Annotated in this window: 21 protein-coding genes and 2 pseudogenes; 4 read left to right on the plus strand and 19 right to left on the minus strand. The window is 57.7% G+C overall.

The genetic code is table 11. From position 1 onward, the window contains the following. The first annotated feature begins 312 nt into the window (after positions 1-312). Positions 313-2,258, plus strand: a pseudogene (locus tag C2E16_RS18395) (bifunctional 2',3'-cyclic-nucleotide 2'-phosphodiesterase/3'-nucleotidase). A 101-nt stretch (positions 2,259-2,359) separates the two neighbouring features. Here the strand turns inward: C2E16_RS18395 and fklB are convergent. Then, positions 2,360-2,980, minus strand: a complete 621-nt coding sequence (gene fklB / locus C2E16_RS18400; RefSeq protein ID WP_038623926.1) for an FKBP-type peptidyl-prolyl cis-trans isomerase — start codon at positions 2,978-2,980, stop codon at positions 2,360-2,362. A gap of 217 nt (positions 2,981-3,197) precedes the next feature. Between fklB and C2E16_RS18410 the strand changes: the two genes are divergently transcribed. After that, on the plus strand, positions 3,198-3,740 hold the full coding sequence (locus tag C2E16_RS18410; RefSeq protein ID WP_084970348.1) for an OapA family protein: 543 nt from the start codon (positions 3,198-3,200) through the stop codon (positions 3,738-3,740). 89 nt (positions 3,741-3,829) lie between these two features. Here C2E16_RS18410 and rplI read toward each other — a convergent pair whose 3' ends face one another. The 5 genes from rplI to yjfP all read right to left on the minus strand — a co-directional run bounded on the left by rplI (position 3,830) and on the right by yjfP (position 6,366). Beyond that, positions 3,830-4,279 carry a 50S ribosomal protein L9 gene (gene rplI, locus C2E16_RS18415; RefSeq protein WP_038623917.1) on the minus strand — a complete coding sequence of 150 codons (450 nt, stop codon included), beginning with the start codon at positions 4,277-4,279 and terminating at the stop codon, positions 3,830-3,832. A 40-nt stretch (positions 4,280-4,319) separates the two neighbouring features. Continuing rightward, complete coding sequence (gene rpsR / locus C2E16_RS18420; protein WP_000135199.1) at positions 4,320-4,547, minus strand: 30S ribosomal protein S18; 228 nt, start codon at positions 4,545-4,547, stop codon at positions 4,320-4,322. 4 nt (positions 4,548-4,551) lie between these two features. Continuing rightward, positions 4,552-4,869 (minus strand): primosomal replication protein N, encoded by a 318-nt coding sequence (priB, locus tag C2E16_RS18425; protein ID WP_038623910.1) that lies wholly within the window; start codon positions 4,867-4,869, stop codon positions 4,552-4,554. 6 nt (positions 4,870-4,875) lie between these two features. Then, positions 4,876-5,271: a 30S ribosomal protein S6 gene (gene rpsF / locus C2E16_RS18430; RefSeq protein WP_038623908.1), complete on the minus strand. Its 396-nt coding sequence runs from the start codon at positions 5,269-5,271 to the stop codon at positions 4,876-4,878. Between the two features lie 345 nt (positions 5,272-5,616). Then, positions 5,617-6,366 (minus strand): esterase, encoded by a 750-nt coding sequence (yjfP, locus tag C2E16_RS18435; protein ID WP_038629858.1) that lies wholly within the window; start codon positions 6,364-6,366, stop codon positions 5,617-5,619. 209 nt (positions 6,367-6,575) lie between these two features. On the opposite strand from yjfP, the gene C2E16_RS18440 reads away from it, so the two are divergent. After that, positions 6,576-8,507: a methyl-accepting chemotaxis protein gene (locus C2E16_RS18440; RefSeq protein WP_038623906.1), complete on the plus strand. Its 1,932-nt coding sequence runs from the start codon at positions 6,576-6,578 to the stop codon at positions 8,505-8,507. Between the two features lie 53 nt (positions 8,508-8,560). After that, positions 8,561-8,893: a biofilm peroxide resistance protein BsmA gene (gene bsmA / locus C2E16_RS18445; RefSeq protein ID WP_038623904.1), complete on the plus strand. Its 333-nt coding sequence runs from the start codon at positions 8,561-8,563 to the stop codon at positions 8,891-8,893. On the opposite strand, the gene C2E16_RS18450 is transcribed toward bsmA, so the two are convergent. The 13 genes and pseudogenes from C2E16_RS18450 to mutL all read right to left on the minus strand — a co-directional run bounded on the left by C2E16_RS18450 (position 8,867) and on the right by mutL (position 23,747). Then, positions 8,867-10,492 (minus strand): isovaleryl-CoA dehydrogenase, encoded by a 1,626-nt coding sequence (locus tag C2E16_RS18450; RefSeq protein WP_084970349.1) that lies wholly within the window; start codon positions 10,490-10,492, stop codon positions 8,867-8,869. The genes bsmA and C2E16_RS18450 overlap by 27 nt on opposite strands. A 140-nt stretch (positions 10,493-10,632) precedes the next feature. Then, positions 10,633-11,367 carry a 23S rRNA (guanosine(2251)-2'-O)-methyltransferase RlmB gene (gene rlmB, locus C2E16_RS18455; protein WP_038623900.1) on the minus strand — a complete coding sequence of 245 codons (735 nt, stop codon included), beginning with the start codon at positions 11,365-11,367 and terminating at the stop codon, positions 10,633-10,635. A 77-nt stretch (positions 11,368-11,444) separates the two neighbouring features. Then, entirely contained in the window at positions 11,445-13,880 is a 2,436-nt protein-coding gene (gene rnr / locus C2E16_RS18460; RefSeq protein WP_038623898.1) for a ribonuclease R, read from the minus strand. A 16-nt stretch (positions 13,881-13,896) separates the two neighbouring features. After that, positions 13,897-14,343 carry a nitric oxide-sensing transcriptional repressor NsrR gene (gene nsrR / locus C2E16_RS18465; RefSeq protein ID WP_038623896.1) on the minus strand — a complete coding sequence of 149 codons (447 nt, stop codon included), beginning with the start codon at positions 14,341-14,343 and terminating at the stop codon, positions 13,897-13,899. A gap of 207 nt (positions 14,344-14,550) precedes the next feature. Then, the gene (locus tag C2E16_RS18470; protein WP_084970350.1) at positions 14,551-15,849 is read right to left on the minus strand and encodes an adenylosuccinate synthase; all 1,299 of its coding nucleotides are present in this window, start codon (positions 15,847-15,849) and stop codon (positions 14,551-14,553) included. Positions 15,850-16,005: 156 nt separating this feature from the next. Further along, a complete protein-coding gene (locus tag C2E16_RS18475) occupies positions 16,006-16,206 on the minus strand; it encodes a DUF2065 domain-containing protein (RefSeq protein WP_084970351.1) in 201 nt (66 codons plus the stop codon). Positions 16,207-16,333: 127 nt separating this feature from the next. Further along, on the minus strand, positions 16,334-16,663 hold the full coding sequence (locus C2E16_RS18480; protein ID WP_038623890.1) for a DHCW motif cupin fold protein: 330 nt from the start codon (positions 16,661-16,663) through the stop codon (positions 16,334-16,336). 138 nt (positions 16,664-16,801) lie between these two features. Further along, positions 16,802-17,809: a protease modulator HflC gene (gene hflC, locus C2E16_RS18485; RefSeq protein ID WP_038623887.1), complete on the minus strand. Its 1,008-nt coding sequence runs from the start codon at positions 17,807-17,809 to the stop codon at positions 16,802-16,804. Positions 17,810-17,812: 3 nt separating this feature from the next. Beyond that, a pseudogene (gene hflK / locus C2E16_RS18490) lies at positions 17,813-19,053 on the minus strand (FtsH protease activity modulator HflK). A gap of 68 nt (positions 19,054-19,121) precedes the next feature. Next, positions 19,122-20,402 (minus strand): ribosome rescue GTPase HflX, encoded by a 1,281-nt coding sequence (hflX, locus tag C2E16_RS18495; protein WP_084970353.1) that lies wholly within the window; start codon positions 20,400-20,402, stop codon positions 19,122-19,124. 80 nt (positions 20,403-20,482) lie between these two features. Then, positions 20,483-20,794 (minus strand): RNA chaperone Hfq, encoded by a 312-nt coding sequence (hfq, locus tag C2E16_RS18500; protein ID WP_038623882.1) that lies wholly within the window; start codon positions 20,792-20,794, stop codon positions 20,483-20,485. Positions 20,795-20,896: 102 nt separating this feature from the next. Beyond that, a complete protein-coding gene (gene miaA, locus C2E16_RS18505; RefSeq protein WP_104951597.1) occupies positions 20,897-21,847 on the minus strand; it encodes a tRNA (adenosine(37)-N6)-dimethylallyltransferase MiaA in 951 nt (316 codons plus the stop codon). Next, the gene (mutL, locus tag C2E16_RS18510) at positions 21,840-23,747 is read right to left on the minus strand and encodes a DNA mismatch repair endonuclease MutL (RefSeq protein WP_104951598.1); all 1,908 of its coding nucleotides are present in this window, start codon (positions 23,745-23,747) and stop codon (positions 21,840-21,842) included. Before mutL ends, miaA begins: the two co-directional genes overlap by 8 nt. Between the last annotated feature and the right edge of the window lie 63 nt (positions 23,748-23,810).

The following is a 23,810-nucleotide window of genomic DNA, read 5'->3' on the forward strand; positions in this document are numbered from 1 at the left end:
TTATTGATGATCAGGATAAGCCCTGCGCCAGCGCCAGGCTTACTGCGTAGGATCATACTCTTTAAGCATAGCATCTGACGCTTGATCGCCCTTTGCCGCGCTCATCAGCCTGCCCTGTCCACAGATTATTTATTTATCAATAGCATACTTAACGCGCCGCTGTCATTACTCTTGCGGCGACGGCGCTTTTTAGCGTCTGATGATGGCGGCCTGAGGGATTATTTATCTGTTCGCCGTCACACATTTATACGAAGAAACGTCACGTTTGCCGATTATTTTGAGAATGTTAACGGACTATTTTCAGGAGGAAAAATGATTAAAGGCATAACGCTACTGGCTCTGTCGGCTGTTTCGATGGCGGTTTCCGCCGCGACGGTAGATCTGCGCATCATGGAAACGACCGATCTGCACAGTAATATGATGGATTTCGATTACTACAAAGATAAGCCCACCGACAAGTTCGGCCTGGTGCGCACCGCCACGCTGATTGCCGCCGCCCGCGCGGAAGTGAAAAACAGCGTGCTGGTTGATAACGGCGACGTGATTCAGGGCAGCCCGTTGGGCGACTATATGGCGGCGAAAGGACTCAATACGGGAGAGACGCATCCGGTCTGGCAGGCGATGAACCGGTTGAACTACAGCGTCGGCAATCTCGGCAACCATGAATTTAATTACGGCCTCGACTACCTGCAAAAGGCGCTGGCGGGCGCGCACTTCCCCTATATTAATGCCAATATTATCGATGTTGCCACCGGCAAACCGCGCTTTACGCCGTGGATTATCAAGCCCGAGCAGGTAACCGGACGGGACGGCAAAACCCATACGCTAAAGGTGGGCTATATCGGTTTTGTGCCGCCGCAAATCATGGTGTGGGACAAAGCGAACCTGGCGGGCAAAGTCACGGTGGAGGATATTACCGAAACGGCGCGTCGCTGGGTGCCGGAAATGCGTAAACAGGGCGCCGACGTCGTGGTCGCCATCGCTCACTCCGGCCTCTCCAGCGAGCCTTATCACGCGCTGGCGGAGAACTCCGTCTGGTATCTTAGCCAGGTGCCCGGCATTGACGCCATTATGTTTGGCCATGCGCATGCGGTCTTCCCCAGCGACGACTTCGCGGCCATTCCCGGCGCGGATATCAAACAGGGCACCCTGAACGGCATACCGGCGGTGATGCCCGGCATGTGGGGCGATCATCTTGGCGTGGTCGATCTCACGCTCAGCAATGACAGCGGCAAATGGCAGGTGACGCAGGCGCGCGCCGAGGCGCGGCCAATCTATGATAAAGCCGCGAAAAAATCGCTGGCGCAGGAGGACGCGGCGCTGGTCGAGGCGCTGGCCGACGCGCATCACGCCACGCGCGATTTTGTCGCCAGGCCCATCGGCAAATCCGCCGACGTGATGTACAGCTATCTGGCGCTGGTGCAGGACGATCCGACGGTACAGGTCGTGAATAATGCGCAGCGCGCATACGTAGAACATTTTATTCAGGGCGATCCCGACCTGGCGGAGCTGCCGGTGCTCTCTGCTGCCGCGCCTTCAAAGCTGGCGGACGCAAAAACGATCCGGCCAGCTATACCGAAGTGGAAAAAGGCGATCTGACCTTTCGTAACGCTGCCGATCTCTATCTCTATCCCAATACGCTGGTGGTGATGAAGGTTAACGGCGCGCAGGTTAAAGAGTGGCTGGAGTGCTCCGCAGGCCAGTTTAATCAGATCGATCCGCAGCAGCGGCAGCCGCAGGCGCTGCTTAACTGGAACTATCGCACCTATAACTTCGACGTTATCGACGGCGTGAACTACCAGATCGATGTGACGCAGCCGGCGCGCTACGATGAGGAATGCCAGTTAATTAACCCGCAGGCGTCGCGTATTAAAGACCTGACCTGGCAGGGCAGACCGATTGATGAGAAAGCCACCTTCCTGGTCGCTACCAATAACTACCGCGCCTGGGGCGGCAAGTTCGCCGGCACCGGCGAAAAATATATTGCGTTTTCTTCGCCGGATGAAAACCGCTCGGTGGTTTCAGCCTGGATTAGCGCGCAAACCCGATCGCAGGGAGAGGTGCGTCCGCAGGCGGATAACAACTGGCGGCTGGCTCCTGTGCAGAGCAACGTGCCGCTGGATATTCGCTTTGAAACCTCGCCGAGTGAAAAGGCCGCTGACTTTATCGCACGCTATGGCGTCTGGCCCATGCGCTATCTGCAACAGGATGAGAACGGCTTCGCCATTTATCGCCTTGACCTGCAGAATAAGAAATAGCGCTCTCTGTTAGCGAACGGCCTAAAGAAAAAAGCCAGCATACGCTGGCTTTTTATTATGCTACTGCTGCTGTGATTGACCGGCTTTTTACACCGCGAGCGTTAAATGATATCCAGCAGTTCAACGTCGAACACCAGCGTGCTGAACGGCGGGATAGAGGCGCCAGCGCCGCGCTCGCCGTAGGCCAGGTTGTGCGGGATGGTTAATTCCCATTTTGAGCCAACCGGCATCAGCGTCAGGGCTTCAATCCAGCCGGCGATCACGCCGCTGACCGGAAATTCCGCCGGTTCGCCGCGCGCAACGGAGCTGTCGAATACGGTGCCGTCGATCAGTTTGCCGGTATAGTGAACGCGTACATGATCCTGACGAGACGGAATCGGTCCGGTTCCCTGGTGAATGACGCGGAACTGCAGGCCAGACTCGGTGCTGTTCACCCCTTCACGCTGGCTGTTTTCCTGCAAATACGTTTGTCCTTCCGCCGCCATCGTCTCCTGGCGCTCACGGCGAACGGCGTCAGCACGCTCGTGGATTTCACGCAGCGCACGATGTACGACGTCAACCGGCACCGCAGGCGCATTCCCTTCCAGCGCATCGCGCAGGCCCGCCAGCATCGCTTCCGGCAGTAATCCCTGCAGGCCGGAATCCAGCAGCTGCTGCCCTACCTGCAAACCGATACCGTAGCTGGCCTGAGCTTCAAGGCTGTCAAAAGAAGGGGTCGTCATAATTTATCCTTTCATCATTGCATCAAAAGAGCGGGCAGCATATCAGCCCACGCTGCGGCGGTAAAATATGCATTCTCTCAATGACTTTTCGTAGCGAAAAGGAAACAATAGCGCCATCGCAATTTTTGTAATCCAGACAGGCACTTTGCCTCTTTTTTGCCCATAATTCATCGTTGAAAGTAACTGCGACGCGCCCGAGGTGCTGGAGGTAAATGTAATGCATAACGAATCCCATCCTGGCATCCGATCACGGCTGACAAGCATCTGGCATCTGCCGGACCGCATCAGCTGGATGAGTCCCCTGCCGCCAGCGCATCGCCGCGGCATTATTCTGGCTTTGTTGGTGATGCTGGTGGCCTTTCTCTGGCCTGAGCCCTCTCCGCACGATACGGCTCCCCGCCCGACGAACACGGTCGGCAGCAAAGAGGTGCCGTTGCAGGCCGAGATTTATAATAATTCCCCTGCTGCTCCACAACCGGCGACGCCGCAAAAAGATGAGGATCGCTGGCAAAGTTATCAAATTGCCTCTGGTCAGACGCTGGCGCAGTTGTTTCGCGATAATAATCTGGAGGTGAATGATGTTTTCGCCATGGCGCGGGTTGAGGGCGATGATAAACCGTTGAGTAATTTGCATAGCGGTCAGCAGGTAAAAATTCGTAAGGATGCAAACGGCGTAGTGACCGGATTAACGGTTGAAGGTGAAAATGGGCCGGTGCTCTTTACCCGTCAGACCGACGGTACTTTCCTGCGCGCGCAATGACCTGCGCGCCGCCGCAACCGATCTCACCGCTGATAGCGATACAAAAAAAACGCCGGCTCAGGGCCGGCGTTTTCTTATTACTGAATTACTTACTCAGCAACGATGTTCACGTTCAGCTTAGCAAATACTTCGCTGTGAACCTGGAAGCTCACTTCGTGCTCACCGGTGGTGCGCAGAACGCCGTTCGGCAGGCGAACTTCGCTTTTCGCCACTTCAACGCCAGCCGCAGTTACTGCGTCAGCGATGTCGCGGGTACCGATAGAACCGAACAGTTTGCCTTCGTCACCCGCTTTAGAAGCGATGGTCACGGTGCCCAGCGCGTTGATTTTCTCAGCGCGAGCGTTGGCTGCAGCCAGAACGTCAGCCAGTTTGGCTTCCAGTTCGGCACGGCGAGTTTCGAAGAACTCAACGTTTTTCTTGGTTGCCGGCACAGCTTTGCCCTGCGGAACCAGGAAGTTACGAGCATAGCCCGCTTTAACGTTGACCTGATCGCCCAGGCCGCCCAGGTTTGCTACTTTATCAAGCAGAATAACTTGCATTACCTTATCCTCTCAAAGTCGATAATTGGACAGTGGCCGATTACTGATGACGATCAGTGTACGGCAGCAAAGACAGGTAGCGCGCGCGCTTGATAGCACGAGCCAGCTGACGCTGGTATTTAGCGCGAGTACCGGTGATACGGCTCGGTACAATCTTACCGCTTTCAGTGATGTAGTTTTTCAGCGTAGCGATATCTTTGTAGTCGATCTCTTGAACGCCTTCCGCGGTGAAACGGCAGAACTTGCGACGACGGAAATAACGTGCCATTTGGCTAGTCTCCAGAATCTATCAATTCAATCTGCTCGGCATGCAGCACGATTTTACTCAGGCCATTGCGCCCTTGGTGGCTGCAAATAAAGCCTTCAACGGTTACCTGCGTGCCGACCGTTATATGTTGAGTAATCGCCTGATTCGCCTGTCCGCTGATAATCACGGGCATACGACACCAGGCCTGCCGGAAGAATCCGGCCTCTTCCTGCTGCGAGCGATGCTCAAGCACCAGCTGGCAGTGTGGAATCCCTGACGGACTTACTTTTTGCAACGGCGTCCTGCACACAGTGCCGGACAAACGCAGCCGGTTCGCCGTCACGGTCGATTACTCTTCAGAATCCCCGGCATCTGCATCGTCAGAGGTTTCGTTAGCGAAATCTTCACGACGCTCACGGCGCTCGTCTTTCGCTTTAACCATCGGAGATGCTTCGGTTACGGCGTTTTTGGTACGCATAACCATGCTGCGGATAACGGCGTCGTTGAAGCGGAAGTTAGTTTCCAGCTCATCGATGACTTCCTGCGGCGCTTCAACGTTCATCAGAACGTAGTGCGCTTTGTGCAGTTTGTTGATCGGGTAAGCCAGCTGACGGCGGCCCCAGTCTTCCAGACGGTGAATCTTGCCTTCTGCACCAGTGATGGCACCAGTGTAGCGCTCGATCATGCCCGGAACCTGTTCGCTCTGGTCAGGATGAACCATAAAGACGATTTCGTAATGACGCATCGAGTTTGCTCCTTACGGATTATTCAGCCTCCTGTCAGGGTCAGCCGCGGCCCATGGAAGCAAGGAACGTTATAGGCTGTGTCCCGCAGCTGTCGTAAGCGGCGACAAAAGCGTGTTAGCAAGGCGGTGAGGACAGAAAACGGACTTCCTGACAACGCAGATAACATGGTTTTGCAGCGCGGCTCATTCAACAGCTGTGAGACACAGCCTGCTAATGCGGCTGAAAAATTGACGCGTAATCATACTGGCCCACGGGGGAAACTCAAGCGGGATTCACATTAAAAATGCATTTAGCGGCGAGGCTGACCGGGAAAGGCGTCAGCCTGCTGGAAACAGGGTGATTAATCAAAGGGATGACTGGAAGAAATCAACCAGAGACCGCAGCGCCAGCGGCGTAATTTTATGGCCGACGTTGGCTTCGGTGAGCCAGGTAAGCTGATTATCGAGCTGCGCATCGCGCAGGGCCGCCTTCAGGCGCAACGTTTCCGCCGTCGGCACGAGCTCGTCCGCTTCGCCATGCCACAGCAGCAGCGGACGATCCCCCAGCCTGGCGAGCTGACGGCTGGGATCGTAGTCCGCCAGCGGCGCAAGGCGCTGGCTCAACGCCTTCTGCTGTTCCGGCGTCTGTGCCTGAAAAGGCGGAAACAGCGTCTGGCTCAGCGACATGAAATAGCCGGAGCCCATCAACGAGGCGACGCGGTCGATCTGCGGATAACGCGCCATCGCGCCCAGCGCGGTCATGCCGCCCATTGAGGCGCCCGCCACGCCGAAATGCCCCGCTTTGATCCAGCCGCGCGCCCGCAGCGCATTTTCTATCTGTGCCGTTTCATCGATATTGCTGAGCAGAATCTCCCAAAAGCGGGTCAGGCGTCGGGCGTCATCGCCGTCGTAGCGCGAACCATGGCCATCGGCGTCCGGCATAATCACACGAAAACCGGCCTGCGCCAGCGCGACGGCGGCCCAGGCGTACACCTCTTTAGAAGAGAGATAACCATGCCAAAATATCACCGTCGGCAGCGCGCGGTCACGCTCTCCGGCGGGCGCGGCGTGCAGGCATTCAATCCCGCCGAGCGGCTCCGTAGTGAGCTCAATCATCACTTCTGCTGTTGCATTTTCCAGGTTCATTTCGCTTCGCCCTTTTTCCGTTGCTGTTGAAAAAATAGCCTTTGATTATAAGCCGTTACCCGTCATCTTTATGAACGCTGTGAAAAAAGTTTCCTTTCCCCTGCGGTTTGTAGGGTAAAACTTGGCCAGTTTCGGCCGTTTAACGAGATCCCATAATACAATCCTAAGGGTAATAACTCATGAAGTGTCTTTCACTTAGCCGCGCCAGTTTGGGCGTCAAGCTATCGATAATGACCTCCTTGAGCGTGGCCGTGCTTTTTCTCATCCTCACGCTCGCTTTAAGCAATAACGCAGCCAAACAGCTTCAGGCGTTAACGCTGGAAAATATGGAAAACCAGGTGGCGGGCATCGCCGATATGGCCGGCATGTTTAACGCAACGCTCAGCGAAGAAGTAGCTAACTACACCAACCTGTTCCAGAGCTTCCTGCCGAAAACCTTCAGCCGCGACGAAAGCGCGCGTATTACGGTCGGCGATTTTTCCACGCCGACGCTACGCGCCGGCTTAAAAACGCTGAACCTTGATGAAGAGGTAGTGGATGATTTTCTTGCACGCACCGGCGCGATCGCCACGATTTTTGTGCGCGACGGCGACGACTATATTCGCGTCGCCACCTCGCTGCGTAAAGAAGACGGCGCGCGCGCGATGGGCACCCGTCTCGATCGCCAGAGCCCGGCGTTCGCACTGGTGAACAAAGGCGAAGCTTACCGCGGCCTGGCCGCACTGTTCGGCAAACGCTATATCACGCAATACCAGCCGGTCACCGATGCCAGCGGCACGGTGGTCGGCATTCTGTTCGTCGGCGTGGAGATCGGCAAACAGGTCGCCCTGATGCGCGATAAGGTGCTGGATAAATCCTTCAGCGATACCGGCCGTTTTATGGTAATGAGCGGCGCGCCGGATCAGACGCGCGGCAAATGGCTGTTCCATCCGCATGAAGAAGGCAAAACGGCGCGCTGGACGCCGGACGTGATGCAGCAGCTCACCTCGCAGCAGAGCGGCACGCTGGAAACCGTATTGGATGGCGAATCGCGCATTGTCGCCTGGCAGCGCCTGCCCGGCTGGAACTGGATTATCCTCGGCGACGTGGATAAAGACAGCCTGCTGGCGCCGATTACGTCCGCGCGCAACACCTTCCTGCTGCTCGGACTGGGCCTGGTGATTCTGTTTGCGTTGAGCTTCGTAGTGATTACCCGTCGCTGGGTCAGCACCCCGCTACAACAGGTAATCCATCTGGCGGAACAGTATGCGGACGGCAATCTACAGGCGACGCTGCAAACGCGCCGCAATGACGAAATCGGCCAGCTGATCGCCGCCATCAACGGCATCGGCGACGGCCTCGCGCGTATTGTTTCGCAGGTGCGCACCGCCGCGCAGGAAATTAGCCAGGGCACTGACGCCATCGCCATAAGCAGCGAAAATATCAGCGAGCAGATCACCCGCCAGGCCAGCAGCGTGGAGGAAACCTCTGCCAGCATGGAACAGCTCGGCGCGACGGTGGATCAGAATGCGGCAAACGTCTCGCAGGCGCTGCAGCTGGTAGCGGAAGCGGCGACCGCCGTACAGCAGGGCGATGAGAAGGTCGCCCACTCGGTCAATACCATGTCGGCGATTAAAGTCTCCTCTCAGAGCATCGCCGATATTACCCACGTGATTGAATCGATCGCCTTCCAGACCAACATTCTGGCGCTGAACGCGGCGGTAGAGGCGGCGCGCGCCGGTGAGCATGGTAAAGGCTTCGCGGTCGTGGCTGCCGAAGTGCGTGCGCTGGCAAGCCGCAGCGCGCAGGCGGCGAAAGAGATCGATTCGCTGATCGCCAATTCTCTCAACAGCGTAAACCAGGGACATATGCTTTCTGAGCAGACCCGCAGCGCCATGGAAAACATCGTCACGCGCATTGAACAGGTCAAAGCGCTGATGGGTGAAATCAATATCGCATCGCAGGAGCAGTCCGCCGGCATCGGCCAGGTGAATATTGCCATGACGCAGATTAGCCAGGCGACGCATCAAAACACCGAACTGGTGGCGCAGTCGGAAGATACCGCCCATGAGCTGAGCAAGAAAGGGCATCATCTTACCGAGCTGGTTAGCGTTTTCACGCTGAAAGGCTAACGAATCAGTGGGGATCGCATACACTTTAACGATCCCCACTGTGAGGACCCCTTATGCGCACGCTTTTTTTTCTGCTGTTAACCCTGACGCTCAGCGGCTGTAGCGCGCTGCGTCCAACGCCTGAGGCGCCGCCGCCGCCAACCCAACAGGCGCAGGAGATCAATCGCGGTCAGAGCATCGGTTTGCCGCGGCTAGGCAGCATCACCAGCACTTCACGCGGCTCGCCGGACGACGCCCAGCGCGAAATTGCCCGCAAAGCGAACGCCGCCGGCGCCGCCTACTATCAAATTGTCGCGCTCACCGAAACCGTCATGCCCGGCCTGTGGTACGCCTCAGCGGTGCTCTATGGCCCAGCGGCTTCAGCCGCCGGTAGCGCGCAGCAGTAAACGCTCGCTGACCGTTTCGTTAATCAAAGAAGGGCCGCGCGCATCAAGATAGTGACGGCACCATGCGTCCGCCAGCGGCGGCTCCCGCTCGGTCAACAATAGCTGGGCGGTCGCCAGCAGCAGCAGCTGTGCGGTGATGTCGCGCGCCTGCGCCTCCTGCGGTTTACGCAGACGCAGCTGCAACTGTCGCCAGCGCCGATCGAAATGACGGTTCAACCCTTTTACCGCTTCAAACTGCGCGGCCAACATCTCCGGCAGCGCAGGCTGTTTTCTGAAGACGCGCAGCACATCCAGACACATCACGTTGCCGGCGCCTTCCCAAATGCTGTTGACCGGCGCTTCACGGTAAAGCCGGGGCAGTTCGCTCTCTTCGCAGTAACCGATGCCGCCGACGATCTCCATCGCCTGCGCGACAAACGGCGCGCCCTCTTTGCAGATACCGAATTTTGCCGCCGGGGTAAACAGCCGCGCCCAGGCGCGCTGCTGCTCATCCTCCGGCTGCGACCAGGCGTGGGCGAGACGCATCAACAGCGCCGTCTGTCCCTCCAGCTGCAACGCCTGCTGGCAAAGCAGCTGGCGCATCAGCGGCTGATCGACCAGCGCTTTCCCCATCACCTGACGCTGATGCGCATGGAAAAGCGCGACAGAAAAGGCGCGGCGCATCAGGCTATGGCTGCCCAGCGCGCAGTCAAAACGGGTATAGCCGCCCATTTTTAAAATCTGGCGCACCCCTTCCCCTTCTTCGCCCAGCAGCCAACCGAGCGCGCCGTCAAATTCGACCTCGCTGCTGGCGTTGCTGCGGTTGCCCAGCTTCTCCTTGAGTCGTTCAATACGCACGGTGTTGCGCGTGCCGTCCGGCAGCAGACGCGGCAGGAAGAAACAGCTGATGCCGCCCGGTGCCTGCGCCAGCACCAGATGCGCATCGCTTTGCGGCACGGAAAAGAACCATTTATGGCCGGTAAGACGATACGCTTCCCCGCTGCCGCGCGCGCCGGTGGGTTCGGCGCGCGTGGTGTTGCTGAGAACGTCAGTGCCGCCCTGCTTTTCCGTCATGCCCATGCCGATCAGCAGGCCGCGTTTTTGCGGCGCAGGCTGTAAATGCGCGTCGTAACGATCGGAAAGCAGCGGCGGCAGCCAGTCGGCGAACAGCGGCGGCAGGCTCGCCTGCAACAATGGCGTCGCGCCGAAGGTCATGGTGATCGGGCAGAGCGTGCCGGATTCCACCTGGCCGTGCAGCATAAAGCGCGCGGCGCGGGCGACGAAAGCGCCGGGCCGGGCGTCCGCCTGCCAGGGCAGATTATGCACGCGATTAGCGCACAGCCCCTGCATCAACAGATGCCAGGCGGGGTGAAAGCGCAAATCGTCCAGCCGTTCGCCGCGTGCGTCGTAGCGCAGCAGCTCAGGCGGAAAGGCGTTCGCCAGCCGTCCCAACTCCAGCGATTCGCTGCTGCCGAGCTGCTGTCCGACCGAGGCCAACAAATCCAGATCCCACGAGGCGCCATAGCGCGTCACGGCTTCACGCAGGGGCGTATCGGAAAGAAACAGGTTGCTGTTGCTGAGGGGAAAAGGCTGATTGAAAACGGTATGGGTGAAAGGCATAACGGGATCTCCATACGGAAACCCCGCTTAAGGCCAGGCCGGGCTTCCGGGTTGTCCTGCAGTAGTTTAATTATGCAGAAACCCGTGGAAGATGCCCGTGATGGCGTGTCGTTTCGGGGCGTGGGTCACGCCCCGAAGAATTAGCCGCGACGCTGACGCACCGCTTCAAACAGACAGATGCCGGTCGCGACGGACACGTTCAGCGACGACACGCTGCCCGCCATCGGCAGGCGAATCAGATCGTCGCAGTGTTCGCGCGTCAGACGACGCATCCCTTCGCCTTCCGCTCCCATCACCAGCGCCAGCGGGCCGGTCATTTTGCTCTCCCACAGGTCGTGCGTCGCTTCGCCGGCGGTGCCGACGATCCAGACGTGATACTCCTGCAGCAGACGCATAGTGCGCGCCAGGTTAGTGACGCGGATCAGCGGTACGTTTTCCGCCGCGCCGCTGGCGACCTTTTTCGCTGTAGCGTTAAGCTGCGCCGAGCGATCTTTCGGCACGATCACCGCGTGCACGCCCGCCGCATCGGCGCTGCGCAGACAGGCGCCGAGGTTATGGGGATCGGTAACCCCGTCAAGAATCAGCAGCAGCGGCGATTCGATAGAGGCCAGCAGGTCGGGCAGATCGCCTTCCTGATAGTGTCGGCCCGGCTTCACCTGGGCGATGATACCCTGATGCACCGCGCCTTCAACTTTGCTGTCGAGCCACTGGCGGGTGGCGACCTGAATAACTATGCCCTGCGCTTCCAGCGCGGCGATCAGCGGCTGTAAACGACGATCGTCGCGGCCTTTCAAAATCCAGACCTGCTGAAAACGTTGCGGGTCGCGCTCTAGCAGCGCCTGTACGGCGTGAATGCCGAAAATTACTTCACTCATGTTTTATCCGATGCTGGTTACGGGCGGCCCTGCCGCCCTCTGGCCTGCGGCGCGACAGGGTTCGCCTGTGTTACCGCCTATGCCTCTTTTTTCTTCGCTGCGCGCTTCGCTTTGGTCGCGGCGGCGATTTTACGGGTTTTATCCGAAGGTTTTTTCGCTTTTTTCTCGCTTTTCGGCTTAGCGGCTTTTTTTCCTTCGCCGCGGAACGCTTCGTTCGGTTCGAAGTTGGCGTTTTTACGCATCTCGCGACGGCGTTTGTTATGGGCGCCGGCGCCGCCTTTTTTCGCCTTTTCACGCTCGGTTTTACCTTCGCCGCGCGGACGACGCTGGCTGGAGATCAGGGCGAAATCGATTTTGCGCTCATCCATATGCACCGCTTCCACGCGCACTTCAACGGTATCGCCAAGACGATAGGTGCGGCCGCCCGATTCGCCAATTAAACGCTGTCCGACGGCGTCGAAACGGTAGTAGTCGTTGTCCAGCGTAGAGACATGCACCAGCCCGTCGATAAACAGATCGTTCAGGCGCACAAAGAAGCCGAAGCTGGTAACGCTGGCGATGATGCCGGTAAAGGTATTGCCGACCTGATCCTGCATAAAGTCGCACTTCAGCCAGTCCGCCACGTCGCGCGTCGCTTCATCGGCGCGGCGTTCGGTCATTGAACAGTGCAGGCCCAGCTGCAGCATCTGCTGCATATCGTAATGGAAACCGCCGGTCGGCGTGCTGTTGCCTTCCAGCGTGCCCGCCTGCTGCGCCAGCAGATATTTGATCGCTCGATGCAGCAGCAGATCGGGATAGCGGCGGATCGGCGAGGTAAAATGCGCATAGGACGACAGCGCCAGGCCAAAGTGACCACGGTTTTCCGGGTCGTAGACCGCCTGCTTCATTGAACGCAGCAGCATCGTTTGCAGCATTTCGTGATCGGGACGATCGGCGATGGTTTCCAGCAGCTCGGCATAATCCAACGGCTGCGGTTTATTGCCGCCCGGCAGCGACAGGCCCAGCTCGGCCAGCACGGAACGGAAGCTTTTGATGCTGTCGTCGCTGGGACGATCGTGATCGCGGAACAGCGCCGGCTCCTGATGCTTCTCAACAAAGCGCGCCGAGGCGATGTTCGCCAGAATCATACACTCTTCAATCAGCTTGTGCGCATCGTTACGCACCGTACGCTCTACGCGCTCAATACGGCGCTCAGCGTTGAAGATGAATTTGGCTTCTTCGGTTTCAAACGAGATGCCGCCGCGCTGCTCACGCGCTTTCTCCAGCACCTGATACATGCTGTGCAGCTCTTCCAAATCCTTCACCAGCGGCGCATATTGCTCGCGCAGTTCCGGGTTGCCCTGCAGAATCGCCCACACCTTATTGTAGGTCAGGCGCGCATGGGAGTTCATCACTGCTTCATAGTGCTTATAGCCGGTCAGCTTGCCGCTGGCCGAAACGGTCATTTCGCACACCATGCAGAGGCGATCGACCTGCGGATTCAGCGAGCAGAGACCGTTGGAAAGCACTTCAGGCAGCATCGGCACCACCTGCGACGGGAAATAGACCGAGGTGCCGCGGTTATGCGCTTCGTTATCCAGCGGCGTGCCGGGACGCACGTAGTAGCTGACGTCGGCGATGGCGACCCACAGGCGCCAGCCGCCGCCGCGTTTTTTCTGGCAGTAAACGGCGTCATCAAAGTCGCGCGCATCTTCGCCATCGATGGTGACCAGCGGCAGCTGACGCAAATCGACGCGCCCCTGCTTCGCCTCTTCCGGCACCTCTTCGCGCAGCGTGGAGACCTGAGATTCAACTTCCGCTGGCCAGACGTGTGGGATTTCATGGGTACGCAGCGCCATATCGACCGCCAGGCCGGTGCCCATATCGTCGCCCAACACTTCGGTAATCTTACCGATCGCCTTGGTGCGGCGCGTTGAACGCTGCACCAGCTCGACGACCACGACGGAGCCCATACGCGCACTCATGATCTCTTCCGGCGGGATCAGAATATCGAAGCTCAGACGACTGTCGTCCGGCACCACAAAGCCGACGCCGGCTTCGGTGAAATAACGGCCAACGATCTGGCTGTTGCGCGGCTCCAGCACGCGCACTACGCGCGCCTCGCGGCGTCCCTTACGGTCGGCGCCCTGCGGCTGAGCCAGAATAATGTCGCCGTGCATGCAGAATTTCATCTGCTCGGCGGAGAGGTAGAAATCGTCTTTCTGTCCTTCAACGCGCAGGAATCCGTAGCCGTCGCGGTGGCCAATCACCTTGCCGCGCAGCAAATCGAGACGTTCAGGCAGGACGTAGCACTGGCGACGGGTAAAAACCAGCTGTCCGTCGCGCTCCATGGCGCGTAGACGGCGACGCAGCGCTTCCAGCTGCTCTTCGCCTTCGATATTCATTTCGGCCGCCAGATCTTCGCGGCTGGCCGGTTTTTCACGTTTTTCTAAATGCGCGAGAATAAACTCGCGACTGGGAATCGGGTTTTCGTATTTTTCAGCTTCTCTTTCCTGAAAAGGGTCTTTTGACATAGCGGTTCCTCCGTTGTCAGCAGCCGGCCAGCGTTGAAGCCTCAGGCGCCGGCAGCAAAATTTTATAAAGCGGATGGTTATCCCTCACCAGGTCGGCCAACGTATAATTATCCAGCTCCCGCAGGAACTGTTCTGTCGCCGCGTTCAGCGCCTGTCGCAAACGGCAGGCGGGCGTAATAGCGCAGATATCACAATTCACCAGCTGCAGCGGCTCCATTTCACGTACAACCTGTCCGACAACAATTTCCGAGGCGGGTTTACCCAAACGAATGCCGCCGTTTTTACCCCGTACGGCGGCGACATAGCCCAGACGGCTCAGCTGGTTAATAATTTTAACCATATGATTGCGCGACACGCCGTAGGTGTCAGTAACCTGGGTGATGTTCGTCATCTGGCCGGCCGGTAATGCCGCCATATAAATCAGGGCGCGTAGGCCGAAATCGGTAAAACTCGTCAACTGCACAATAACCTCGGTGAATTTCCGGTGAATTTCATCCGCTTAGGATAATTATTATCTAATGATGATAAACCAGCCCATTAAATTGAGGGCATTTTTTTAAGCAAGCCGGATTTCAGGAAAAGCGATAAGCAAAGTGGGCGGGAATAAAGAGCGGAGCGCCTGCTGTAACACAGAAGATAAAGGCCGGACACTGTCCGGCCTTTCGCGCAATCAGGCGTCAAACGGATGACGCAGGATCATGGTTTCGCTGCGATCCGGGCCGGTAGAGATAATATCAACCGGCACGCCCGTCAGTTCTTCAACACGCTTAATATAATCGCGCGCTGCCTGCGGCAGAGCGTCAACCGATTTCGCGCCAAAGGTGCTTTCGCTCCAGCCTGGCAGGGTTTCATAAATCGGTTCGATGCCTTCCCACCCTTCCGCGGCCAGCGGCGTAGTGGTAACTTCGCGGCCATCCGGCATACGGTAGCCCACGCAGATTTTAACCTCTTTCAGGCCATCCAGCACGTCCAGCTTCGTCATGCAGAAGCCGGACAGGGAGTTAATCTGCACCGCGCGGCGCACCGCAACCACGTCCAGCCAGCCGGTGCGACGACGGCGGCCGGTGGTGGCGCCGAACTCGTTGCCTTTTTCACACAGGAATTCGCCAACGTCATCAAACAGTTCTGTTGGGAAAGGACCTGCGCCGACGCGGGTGGAGTACGCTTTGATAATGCCCAGCACGTAATCCACATAGCGCGGACCGATGCCGGATCCTGTCGCTACGCCGCCTGCGGTGGTGTTGGAAGAGGTCACATACGGATAGGTGCCGTGATCGATATCCAGCAGCGTGCCCTGCGCGCCTTCGAACATGATCAGATCGCCGCGCTTACGCGCGTTGTCCAGCAGGTCGGACACGTCTACTACCATGCTGGTCAGGATATCGGCGATATCCATGACATCTTTCAGTACGGTGTCGTAATCTACCGCCTCTTCTTTGTAGTAATGCACCAGCTGAAAGTTGTAAAAATCAACGATCTCTTTCAGCTTGGCGGCGAAGGTTTCTTTATTGAAAAGATCGCCCACGCGCAGGCCGCGACGGGCCACTTTATCTTCGTAAGCCGGGCCGATGCCGCGACCGGTGGTGCCGATCGCCTTCGCGCCGCGCGCTTTCTCGCGCGCCAGATCCATCGCAACGTGATATTGCAAGATCAGCGGGCAGGCTTCAGAGAGTAACAGACGTTCACGTACCGGGACGCCACGCTCTTCCAGACCTTTCATCTCTTTCATCAGCGCAGCCGGAGACAGCACAACGCCGTTACCGATGATGCTGGTGACGTTTTCACGCAGAATGCCAGAGGGAATTAAGTGGAGAACGGTTTTTTCACCGTTGATGACAAGCGTATGACCCGCATTGTGGCCGCCTTGATAGCGCACAACGTATTTAGCGCGCTCTGTCAGAAGGTCAACAATCTTACCTTTGCCTTCGTCACCCCATTGGGTGCCCAGTACGACAACGTTCTTACCCATTTTCTTGAAACCACCGATTGCTTAAAAATGGATTCTACCACCATGATTTTCCACTTTCAGCACTTTTAGCATACGATTGCGCAGTTTTTTGATCGAGATTTGGCCTGCGTCAGGTTACCGTTTTAGCGCCTGTTTGCGCTGCGCCTGGATATAGGATTAACTGCCGCCGTGCACACTCAACATATAGTAAATCACCGCGCCAGCCACCACTAACCCGCCGCCAAAGCGGTGCAGCAGACGATCCGGCAGCTGGGCCATGGTGACGATCATGCGACGCCAGAGACGCGGCCACAGCATCGGTCCCAGCCCTTCCAATACCAATACCAACGCCAGCGCCATCCATATGGTTGTTTTCATTATTTCTCGATAATCAACGCGAAGAAGCTGGCGATTATGCACACTGGCGGATAATCCGTAAATATGAGGCTGAAGGAAGCGACGGGAAAAAGCGTGACGGAATATATCACGCCGCTGACAGCAGTCCTTAATCGACGATAAACAGCTTCGCGCCGCCGGGAGAAGAGGAGCGATGCGCTTCGGCGTTGTCCGCCACCTGATAGCTCATGCCCGGCGTTAAAATAAAGGTGCGGCCATCTTCCAGCTCGGTATGCAGCTCCCCTTCGAGGCAGTAAAGAATATGCCCTTTATCGCACCAGTGATCGGCCAGATAACCAGCGGAATATTCGACGATCCTGACGCGAATATCGTTAAAGCGTTGGGTACGCCACAGCGCGTATCCCCGCTCGCCCAAATGCTTTTCCGATACGATTTTATGCCAGTCCGTAGTGCCGAAAGGAAGATTGTTGATTTGCATACCAGCCTCTGTGTAAGGAAACGATAGAAAACGATTTTTACAGCGTAAGGACAAATGGTACTTAAGCAGAGCGGGCGCTCTGTTACGACATGACAGCAGGATAAAAAAGCCGACGCAAGGTCGGCTTTTTTAGCAGGATTAACGTGCCGGGGAGGCGGAAGGCGATTTCATGTAGCGGAAGAAATCGCTGTCCGGGCTCAGCACCATCACGTCCTGGTTATCGCTGAAGCTTTTCTCATAGGCGCGCAGGCTGCGGATAAAGGCGTAGAAGCCCGGATCCTGGCTGAACGCGTCGGCAAACAGCTTCGCCGCTTCGGCATCGCCTTCACCACGGGTGATCAGCCCCTGACGCTGTGCTTCCGCCAGCGTGCGAGTTACCTGATAATCTGCCTGAGCGCGCAGTTTTTCCGCTTCTTCCTGACCTTGCGAACGCTGACTACGCGCTACCGCTTCACGTTCGGCGCGCATACGGTTGTAGATAGCGTCGGAAACCTCGGTCGGCAGATTAATCTGCTTGATGCGCACATCCACCACTTCGATGCCCAGCGCCGCCATACTGTTCGGATTGATCGACGGTTCATCGGTCTTGGTTTCACGCGCGACGCGTGCCGCAGCATGCGCAATCGCATCGTCCGCCGCTGGCGTCTGGACTTCGTCATCGCGTCCGGCGCTGCCGGTATTGAGCGCGTCGCGCACGTCGGTCGTCAGGCGGCCGCGTGAATCAGTGACGATATCTTTCACGTCGAGGCGGCCCATTTCAGAACGCAAACGGTCGCTAAACTTGCGTTTCAGCAGCACTTCCGCCTGTGAAACATCGCCGCCGCCGGTAGCCAGATAGTAACGGCTGAAATCGCTGATGCGCCATTTGATATAAGAATCGACGATCAGATCCTTTTTCTCTTTGGTCACAAAGCGATCGGCCTGGTTATCCATGGTCTGAATACGGGCGTCCAGCGTTTTAACGGATTCCAGGAACGGAATTTTAAAGTGCAGGCCCGGCGCAAACACCAGCGGCTTGTTCTCATCGTCACGCAGAACTTTGCCGAAACGCAGCACGATGCCGCGCTGGCCTTCCTGAACCACGAACAATGACGCGTACAGCACCACCAGTACAACAATAATTAATACGATTAATGGCTTACGCATCGTTTACTCTCTCCCTTCGCGCTGGGTGTCGTTGCGCAGTGCGTTGGCACGACGCTGATCCATAATGTCGTCCGGGCTGAACGACGAACCGCTGCTGGCGCGATCGTTGCTGACAGAGGTCGACGGCAGGCGCATCAGGCTGCTGCTCTCCTGGCTGCTACGGGTTGAGCTGGAAGAACCCTGACCGCGCATCAGCTGATCCAGCGGCAGCACCATCAGATTGTTGTTGCTGTTGCTGACCAACACTTTACGGGTATGGCTCAGCACGCGCTCCATCGTTTCGATATAGAGACGCTCTTTAGTGATTTCCGGCGCGGCTTTATATTCCGGCAGGATTTTCGCGAAACGCGCCACTTCACCCTGCGCTTCCAGCACGGTGCGCGCTTTATAGGCCCGCGCCTCTTCCAGAATACGCTGCGCCTGGCCGTTAGCGCGCGGCTGCACTTCATTGGCGTAGGCTTCCGCCTCACGGACGTATTGCTCGCGGTTTTCACGCGCGGCAATCGCGTCGTCAAACGCCGCCTTTACCTCTTCCGGCGGACGCGCCGCCTGGAAGTTGACGTCCAGCACGGTGATGCCCATGTTGTAGGGCCGAATGGTTTCGTCGATTTCGCGCTGCGTTTCGCTACGCACCACGGTACGGCCTTCGGTAAGAATGCGATCCATGCTGGAGCGGCCAATCACGCCGCGCAGCGCGCTGTCTGTCGCCTGACGCAGGCTGTCGTCCGCGCTGGTAACCGCAAACAGATAGCGTTCCGGGTCGGTAACGCGGTACTGCACGTTCATCTCGACGCGCACGACATTTTCGTCAGAGGTCAGCATCACGCCGGACGCGGCCAGTTCGCGCACCGCCTCGACGTTAACCGCCTGCACCTGATCGATAAAGGTCGGTTTCCAGTTCAGGCCCGGCTCAACCAGATGGCTGAACTGACCAAAACGCGTTACGACGCCGCGCTCGGCCTCTTTAATGGTGTAAAAGCCGCTCGCCGCCCAGATAACCACGGCCGCGACGGCCACGATACCTACCAGCTTGCCGCCGTTGCCTGAGCCGCGTGAATTATCGCCGCCCTTGCCGCCACCGCCCAGACCGCCAAGTTTTTTACTCAGCTTACGGAAGATATCATCGAGATCGGGAGGCCCCTGATCGCGTCCTCCCTTGTTTCCCCAGAGTTGCCGCCTTGATTATTGCTGCTTCCCCACGGGTCGCGGTCTTGTCCGTTATTACCGGGCTGATTCCACGCCATGTTTATACTCCATTTATTGTGTGTGCGGTGTTATCCCAGGCCGGGATACGCGTTTCAGGCAACATCAGTCAAACAATATAATCCACCAGCGTCGGCTCCTGTTTGCACAGGCGGCGCCAGTCAACAATCGGCAGGCGAATCATCAATCCTACGCTGCCATCTTCTTCATTCCATTCTTTTTCAATGGCCTGCAGCTGATAAAATCGGCTGCGCAGGCGTCCCGCCTCCGGCGGCAGACGCAGCTCGTACTGCGCAATTTCGCCGGAAAGCCGTTCGGTCAGCGCCTGGAACAGCAGCGGCAGACCCGCACCGCTTTGGGCTGAGAGCCAGACGCGCACCGGTTGATTTTCATCGTTGCGATCGATGCGCGGCTCAAAGCCGTCAAGCATGTCGATCTTATTCATCACCTGCAGCATCGGAATTTCGTCGGCTTCGATCTCTTCGAGAACGGTTTCCACCGCCTCGATGTTTTCATCCATGCGCACATCGGCGGCATCGATGATATGCAGCAGCAGCGCCGCCTGACGCGTTTCCTGTAGGGTCGCTTTAAAAGCGGCTACCAGGTCGTGCGGCAGATGACGGATAAAGCCGACGGTATCGGCCAGCACGACTTCGCCGACGTCGGAAACGTCGATGCGGCGCAGCGTCGGGTCCAGGGTGGCGAACAGCTGATCGGCGGCATAGACGTCGGCGGAGGTCACGCTGTTGAACAGCGTTGATTTGCCGGCGTTGGTGTAGCCCACCAGCGATACCGTGGGGATATCCGCCTTCGCGCGCGCCTGTCGCCCCTGATCGCGCTGTTTTTCCACGCGCTCCAGACGCGACAAAATCTGGCTGATGCGATTACGCAGCAACCGACGGTCGGTTTCCAGCTGGGTTTCACCCGGTCCACGCAGGCCGATGCCTCCTTTCTGACGTTCAAGGTGGGTCCAGCCGCGCACAAGGCGCGTGGCGAGATGGCGAAGCTGGGCCAGCTCTACCTGCAATTTACCTTCGTGAGTGCGGGCGCGCTGGGCGAAGATATCCAGGATCAGACCGGTACGGTCAATCACACGACATTCGCACAGACGCTCAAGGTTGCGTTCCTGAGCCGGCGACAAGGCATGGTCAAAGATGACGACTGAAGCGCCGGTGGCTTTCACCGCTTCAGCGATCTCGACAGCTTTACCTTCACCGACAAAATATTTGGGATGTGGCGCTTTGCGGCTACCGGTTATCACGCGCAGCGCTTCGACGCCTGAGGAAGAGACCAGCGTTTCGAATTCCTGCAGGTCTTCTGTCTCTTTGTCTTGCGAGAACCAGATGTGTACCAGTATGGCCTGCTCACCGGCATCATAACGGTCAAACAAGCTTAAACCTCTCTAATTGATTGACCAAAACGGGGAAGGCCATTAATACTTTCCCCGTTTTGGCAGTACGATAACAGGGCTTACTCAGCGCTGTCACCGTCTTGCTGTTGCGGCTGCGATTGCGCTGCCTGATTATTGCCGCCGTGATGATAGTTGCTACCGCCACCTGCATTGTTGCTATGGTGGGAGACTGCACGGGACGGAACGACGGTAGAGATAGCGTGCTTATACACCATCTGGCTGACCGTATTTTTCAACAAAATGACAAACTGATCGAAAGACTCAATCTGACCTTGCAGTTTGATACCATTCACCAAATAAATTGAAACCGGAACACGCTCGCGACGCAGTGCGTTCAGGAACGGGTCTTGTAAAGATTGCCCCTTAGCCATTCTATCTTTTCCTTATATGCTTGTTGTTTATTACTAAGAACCCTGCGGCTCTAAAAACTGCGTAAAAAAATTTGCGCACGATAACGGATCAATTGTACACATTCACCCAAGGTTCGCACCAAGAACCTGTAATACCTTGTTAAGCGCCTGGTCCGAATGTTCGCTGTCAAGCCAGTGAACATTCTGCCAGCCGCGTAGCCAGGTGATTTGGCGCTTGGCGAGTTGTCGGGTCGCGCAAATTCCCCGATAAACCATTTCGTTGTAATCAATCTCGCCTTCAAGGTAGGACCACATCTGGCGATATCCGACACAACGAATGGAAGGCAAATCCGTATGCAAATCTCCCCTTGCAAACAGCGCGCGCGCTTCGGCTTCAAAACCTGAAGCCAGCATTTGTTCAAAACGCAACGCAATACGCTGATGCAACAATTCACGGCTCGCCGGAGCGATAGCGAACTGAATGACATCGTAAGGCAACGCCTCACCCGCGGTTTTCGTCAGTTCTGTTAAAGTTTTACCCGAAATAAAAAAAACTTCCAGTGCCCGCGAGAGTCTCTGGGGATCATTCGGATGAATACGAGCGCCAGCAATGGGATCAATTTCACATAATTGGCGGTGCAGGGCTTCCCATCCCTGTTCACGCGCCGTTTGCTCTATCCGTTCGCGCACCTCCGGATCGGCCGAGGGCAACGGCGACAATCCTTCCAGCAGCGCTTTGAAGTAGAGCATGGTTCCACCAACAAGCAACGGAATTCGCCCTTTTGAGGTAATCTCCGCCATTTCCGCTAACGCATCGCGACGAAAGTCGGCCGCCGAGTAGGCTTCCGACGGATCGCGGATGTCCAGCAGACGATGGGGCGCCTGCGCCAGCTCCTCCGCGGATGGCTTGGCAGTGCCAATATCCATGCCGCGATAAATCAGGGCTGAATCAACGCTTATCAGCTCTACCGGCAACTGCTTGCGCAGCGAAATCGCCAACGCCGTTTTGCCGGAGGCCGTCGGCCCCATCAAAAAAATCGCCTTAGGCCGGCCCGCCATTCTGCTTTCACTCATGCTTCAGGGCGTTTAACGCCTTTTCTGTGTCGATCGGTTGTAATAAACCCGGAGGTGGCGATTTTAATAGCGCCGGACAGAGCCGTTCGACATCCGCCAGCAGCGCTATCGCCTGTGAATGATTCCAGTGCGTATGCTCTACCTCAGCCTGACGCGCCAGCCATTGGGCTAACAGCGTCGAGGAAATATCCTGCTGACGGGCGAGATAGCCTAACAGTTCTGGAATCAAGTTTTGTAAATTTTGTTGGCGCAATGGTAAAGGCACCGCGCGTAGCGTCACATGCTGCCCATCGCTTTGCAAATCAATACCCAACAGGCGCAGCAGCTCATCGTGCCGCTGCATTGCCTGTCGTTCCGCCTGGGCCAGCTTTAACCTGACCGGAATCAGCAACGGCTGAGGCTTCAGCCCTTCGGCGCCCGGTTCCAGCTGCGCCTGACGCAACCAGCGCGACGCCACGGTTAAGGCGATCAGCGCCAGCTGGCCGTCCCGCTCCACCACCGCGTAGCTGTCGTGCAGCACCGTCAATACCCGCCCCAGGCTCTGGCTATGGGCGCGCAGCGGCGCGGCGACAGGCTCCTGCGCGCGCGACGGCGTTTTTTCTGCGGGCGTCGGCGTTTGCAGCAGCTGCTGATAAAGCGCGCCCTCGCGTTTTTGATAACCGGGCTGCTGCTGCGGCCAGCCTGTCAACGACGCCGCGGCGCGACCGCCTGCGCCGCCGCCATTACCGGCGCGCGGCGCGGCGGCGGAGACCGAGGGCTGACGTGGCGGCGAGGTCTCAGCGGGCGCTGACGGCTCGACCGGCGTCGGCGGCGGGCTGGAAAAGTGATTGCCGCCCGCAGCCTGACGGTTTTCCGGCTGCCAGCGCGGCGCCGCCTCCGTCGTCAGCGGCAGGCTTTCCGCGCCGCTCTCTTGCAGCACGCTGATCACGCCTTGATAGATAAAATCATGCACCAGCCGCGACTGATGGAAACGCACCTCATGCTTAGCAGGATGCACGTTCACATCGACCTGATGCGGATCGATATGCAGATAAAGCACATAGGCGGGCTGATGATCGCCGCCCAGCTTTTCCTGATAGGCCTGGCGAATAGCATGGTTGATCAGCTTATCGCGCATCATGCGGCCGTTTACGTAGCAGTATTGCAGCTCGCTGACCTGACGCGCGCCAGCCGGATCGGCCACCCAGCCGCGCAGCGCCAGATCGCCATGCTGCCATTCTATTTTCAGCGCATGATCCATAAAGGTGGCGCCGCAGATAGCGCCCAGACGCCGCAACTGTTGGCTTTCCTGCGCGGCGGCGCGGTACTGACGCACCAGCTTGCCGTTATGGGTCAGGGAAATGGCGATATCGAAACGCGCCAGCGCAATACGCCGCACCACCTCATCAATATGAGCGAACTCGGTCTTTTCGGTGCGCATAAACTTGCGGCGCGCAGGCGTGTTGTAAAAGAGGTCGAGCACTTCCAGCGTGGTGCCAGGCGGATGCGCGGCGGGTTTGACCGTCACCGTCATATCGCGCCCTTCGGCATACGCCTGCCAGGCTTCCTGCTGTTCAGCGGTGCGCGAGGTCAGCGTCAGGCGCGAAACGGAGCTGATGCTCGCCAGCGCCTCGCCGCGAAAGCCCAGGCTGACGATCGCTTCCAGATCGTCCAGCGACGTGATTTTACTGGTGGCGTGACGCGCGAGCGCCATCGCCAGTTCCGCTTTGCTGATGCCGCAGCCGTTGTCACGGATGCGAATCAGCTTCGCGCCGCCCTTTTCAATATCGATATCGATACGCGTGGCGCCAGCATCGAGGCTATTTTCCACCAGTTCCTTAACGACCGACGCCGGTCGCTCGACCACTTCACCGGCGGCGATCTGGTTGGCTAACTGCGGCGGCAGGATCTGAATGGGCATGGGGCACTATCCTCAATCTGGCGTGAAACAACGGTTGTCGCGCTGCGTGGCGGCCGCGGGCCG

Origin of the sequence: Mixta calida, assembly GCF_002953215.1 — a bacterium.
In the GTDB taxonomy this organism is placed as follows: domain Bacteria; phylum Pseudomonadota; class Gammaproteobacteria; order Enterobacterales; family Enterobacteriaceae; genus Mixta; species Mixta calida.

Coding starts and splice junctions, on each gene's coding strand:
- fklB (WP_038623926.1), bottom strand. CDS start 2,980: ATGACGACCCCTTCTTTTGACAGCCTTGAAGCTCAGGCCAGCTACGGT.
- C2E16_RS18410 (WP_084970348.1), top strand. CDS start 3,198: ATGCATAACGAATCCCATCCTGGCATCCGATCACGGCTGACAAGCATC.
- rplI (WP_038623917.1), bottom strand. CDS start 4,279: ATGCAAGTTATTCTGCTTGATAAAGTAGCAAACCTGGGCGGCCTGGGC.
- rpsR (WP_000135199.1), bottom strand. CDS start 4,547: ATGGCACGTTATTTCCGTCGTCGCAAGTTCTGCCGTTTCACCGCGGAA.
- rpsF (WP_038623908.1), bottom strand. CDS start 5,271: ATGCGTCATTACGAAATCGTCTTTATGGTTCATCCTGACCAGAGCGAA.
- yjfP (WP_038629858.1), bottom strand. CDS start 6,366: ATGATTGAGCTCACTACGGAGCCGCTCGGCGGGATTGAATGCCTGCAC.
- C2E16_RS18440 (WP_038623906.1), top strand. CDS start 6,576: ATGAAGTGTCTTTCACTTAGCCGCGCCAGTTTGGGCGTCAAGCTATCG.
- bsmA (WP_038623904.1), top strand. CDS start 8,561: ATGCGCACGCTTTTTTTTCTGCTGTTAACCCTGACGCTCAGCGGCTGT.
- C2E16_RS18450 (WP_084970349.1), bottom strand. CDS start 10,492: ATGCCTTTCACCCATACCGTTTTCAATCAGCCTTTTCCCCTCAGCAAC.
- rlmB (WP_038623900.1), bottom strand. CDS start 11,367: ATGAGTGAAGTAATTTTCGGCATTCACGCCGTACAGGCGCTGCTAGAG.
- rnr (WP_038623898.1), bottom strand. CDS start 13,880: ATGTCAAAAGACCCTTTTCAGGAAAGAGAAGCTGAAAAATACGAAAAC.
- C2E16_RS18470 (WP_084970350.1), bottom strand. CDS start 15,849: ATGGGTAAGAACGTTGTCGTACTGGGCACCCAATGGGGTGACGAAGGC.
- C2E16_RS18475 (WP_084970351.1), bottom strand. CDS start 16,206: ATGAAAACAACCATATGGATGGCGCTGGCGTTGGTATTGGTATTGGAA.
- C2E16_RS18480 (WP_038623890.1), bottom strand. CDS start 16,663: ATGCAAATCAACAATCTTCCTTTCGGCACTACGGACTGGCATAAAATC.
- hflC (WP_038623887.1), bottom strand. CDS start 17,809: ATGCGTAAGCCATTAATCGTATTAATTATTGTTGTACTGGTGGTGCTG.
- hfq (WP_038623882.1), bottom strand. CDS start 20,794: ATGGCTAAGGGGCAATCTTTACAAGACCCGTTCCTGAACGCACTGCGT.
- miaA (WP_104951597.1), bottom strand. CDS start 21,847: ATGAGTGAAAGCAGAATGGCGGGCCGGCCTAAGGCGATTTTTTTGATG.
- mutL (WP_104951598.1), bottom strand. CDS start 23,747: ATGCCCATTCAGATCCTGCCGCCGCAGTTAGCCAACCAGATCGCCGCC.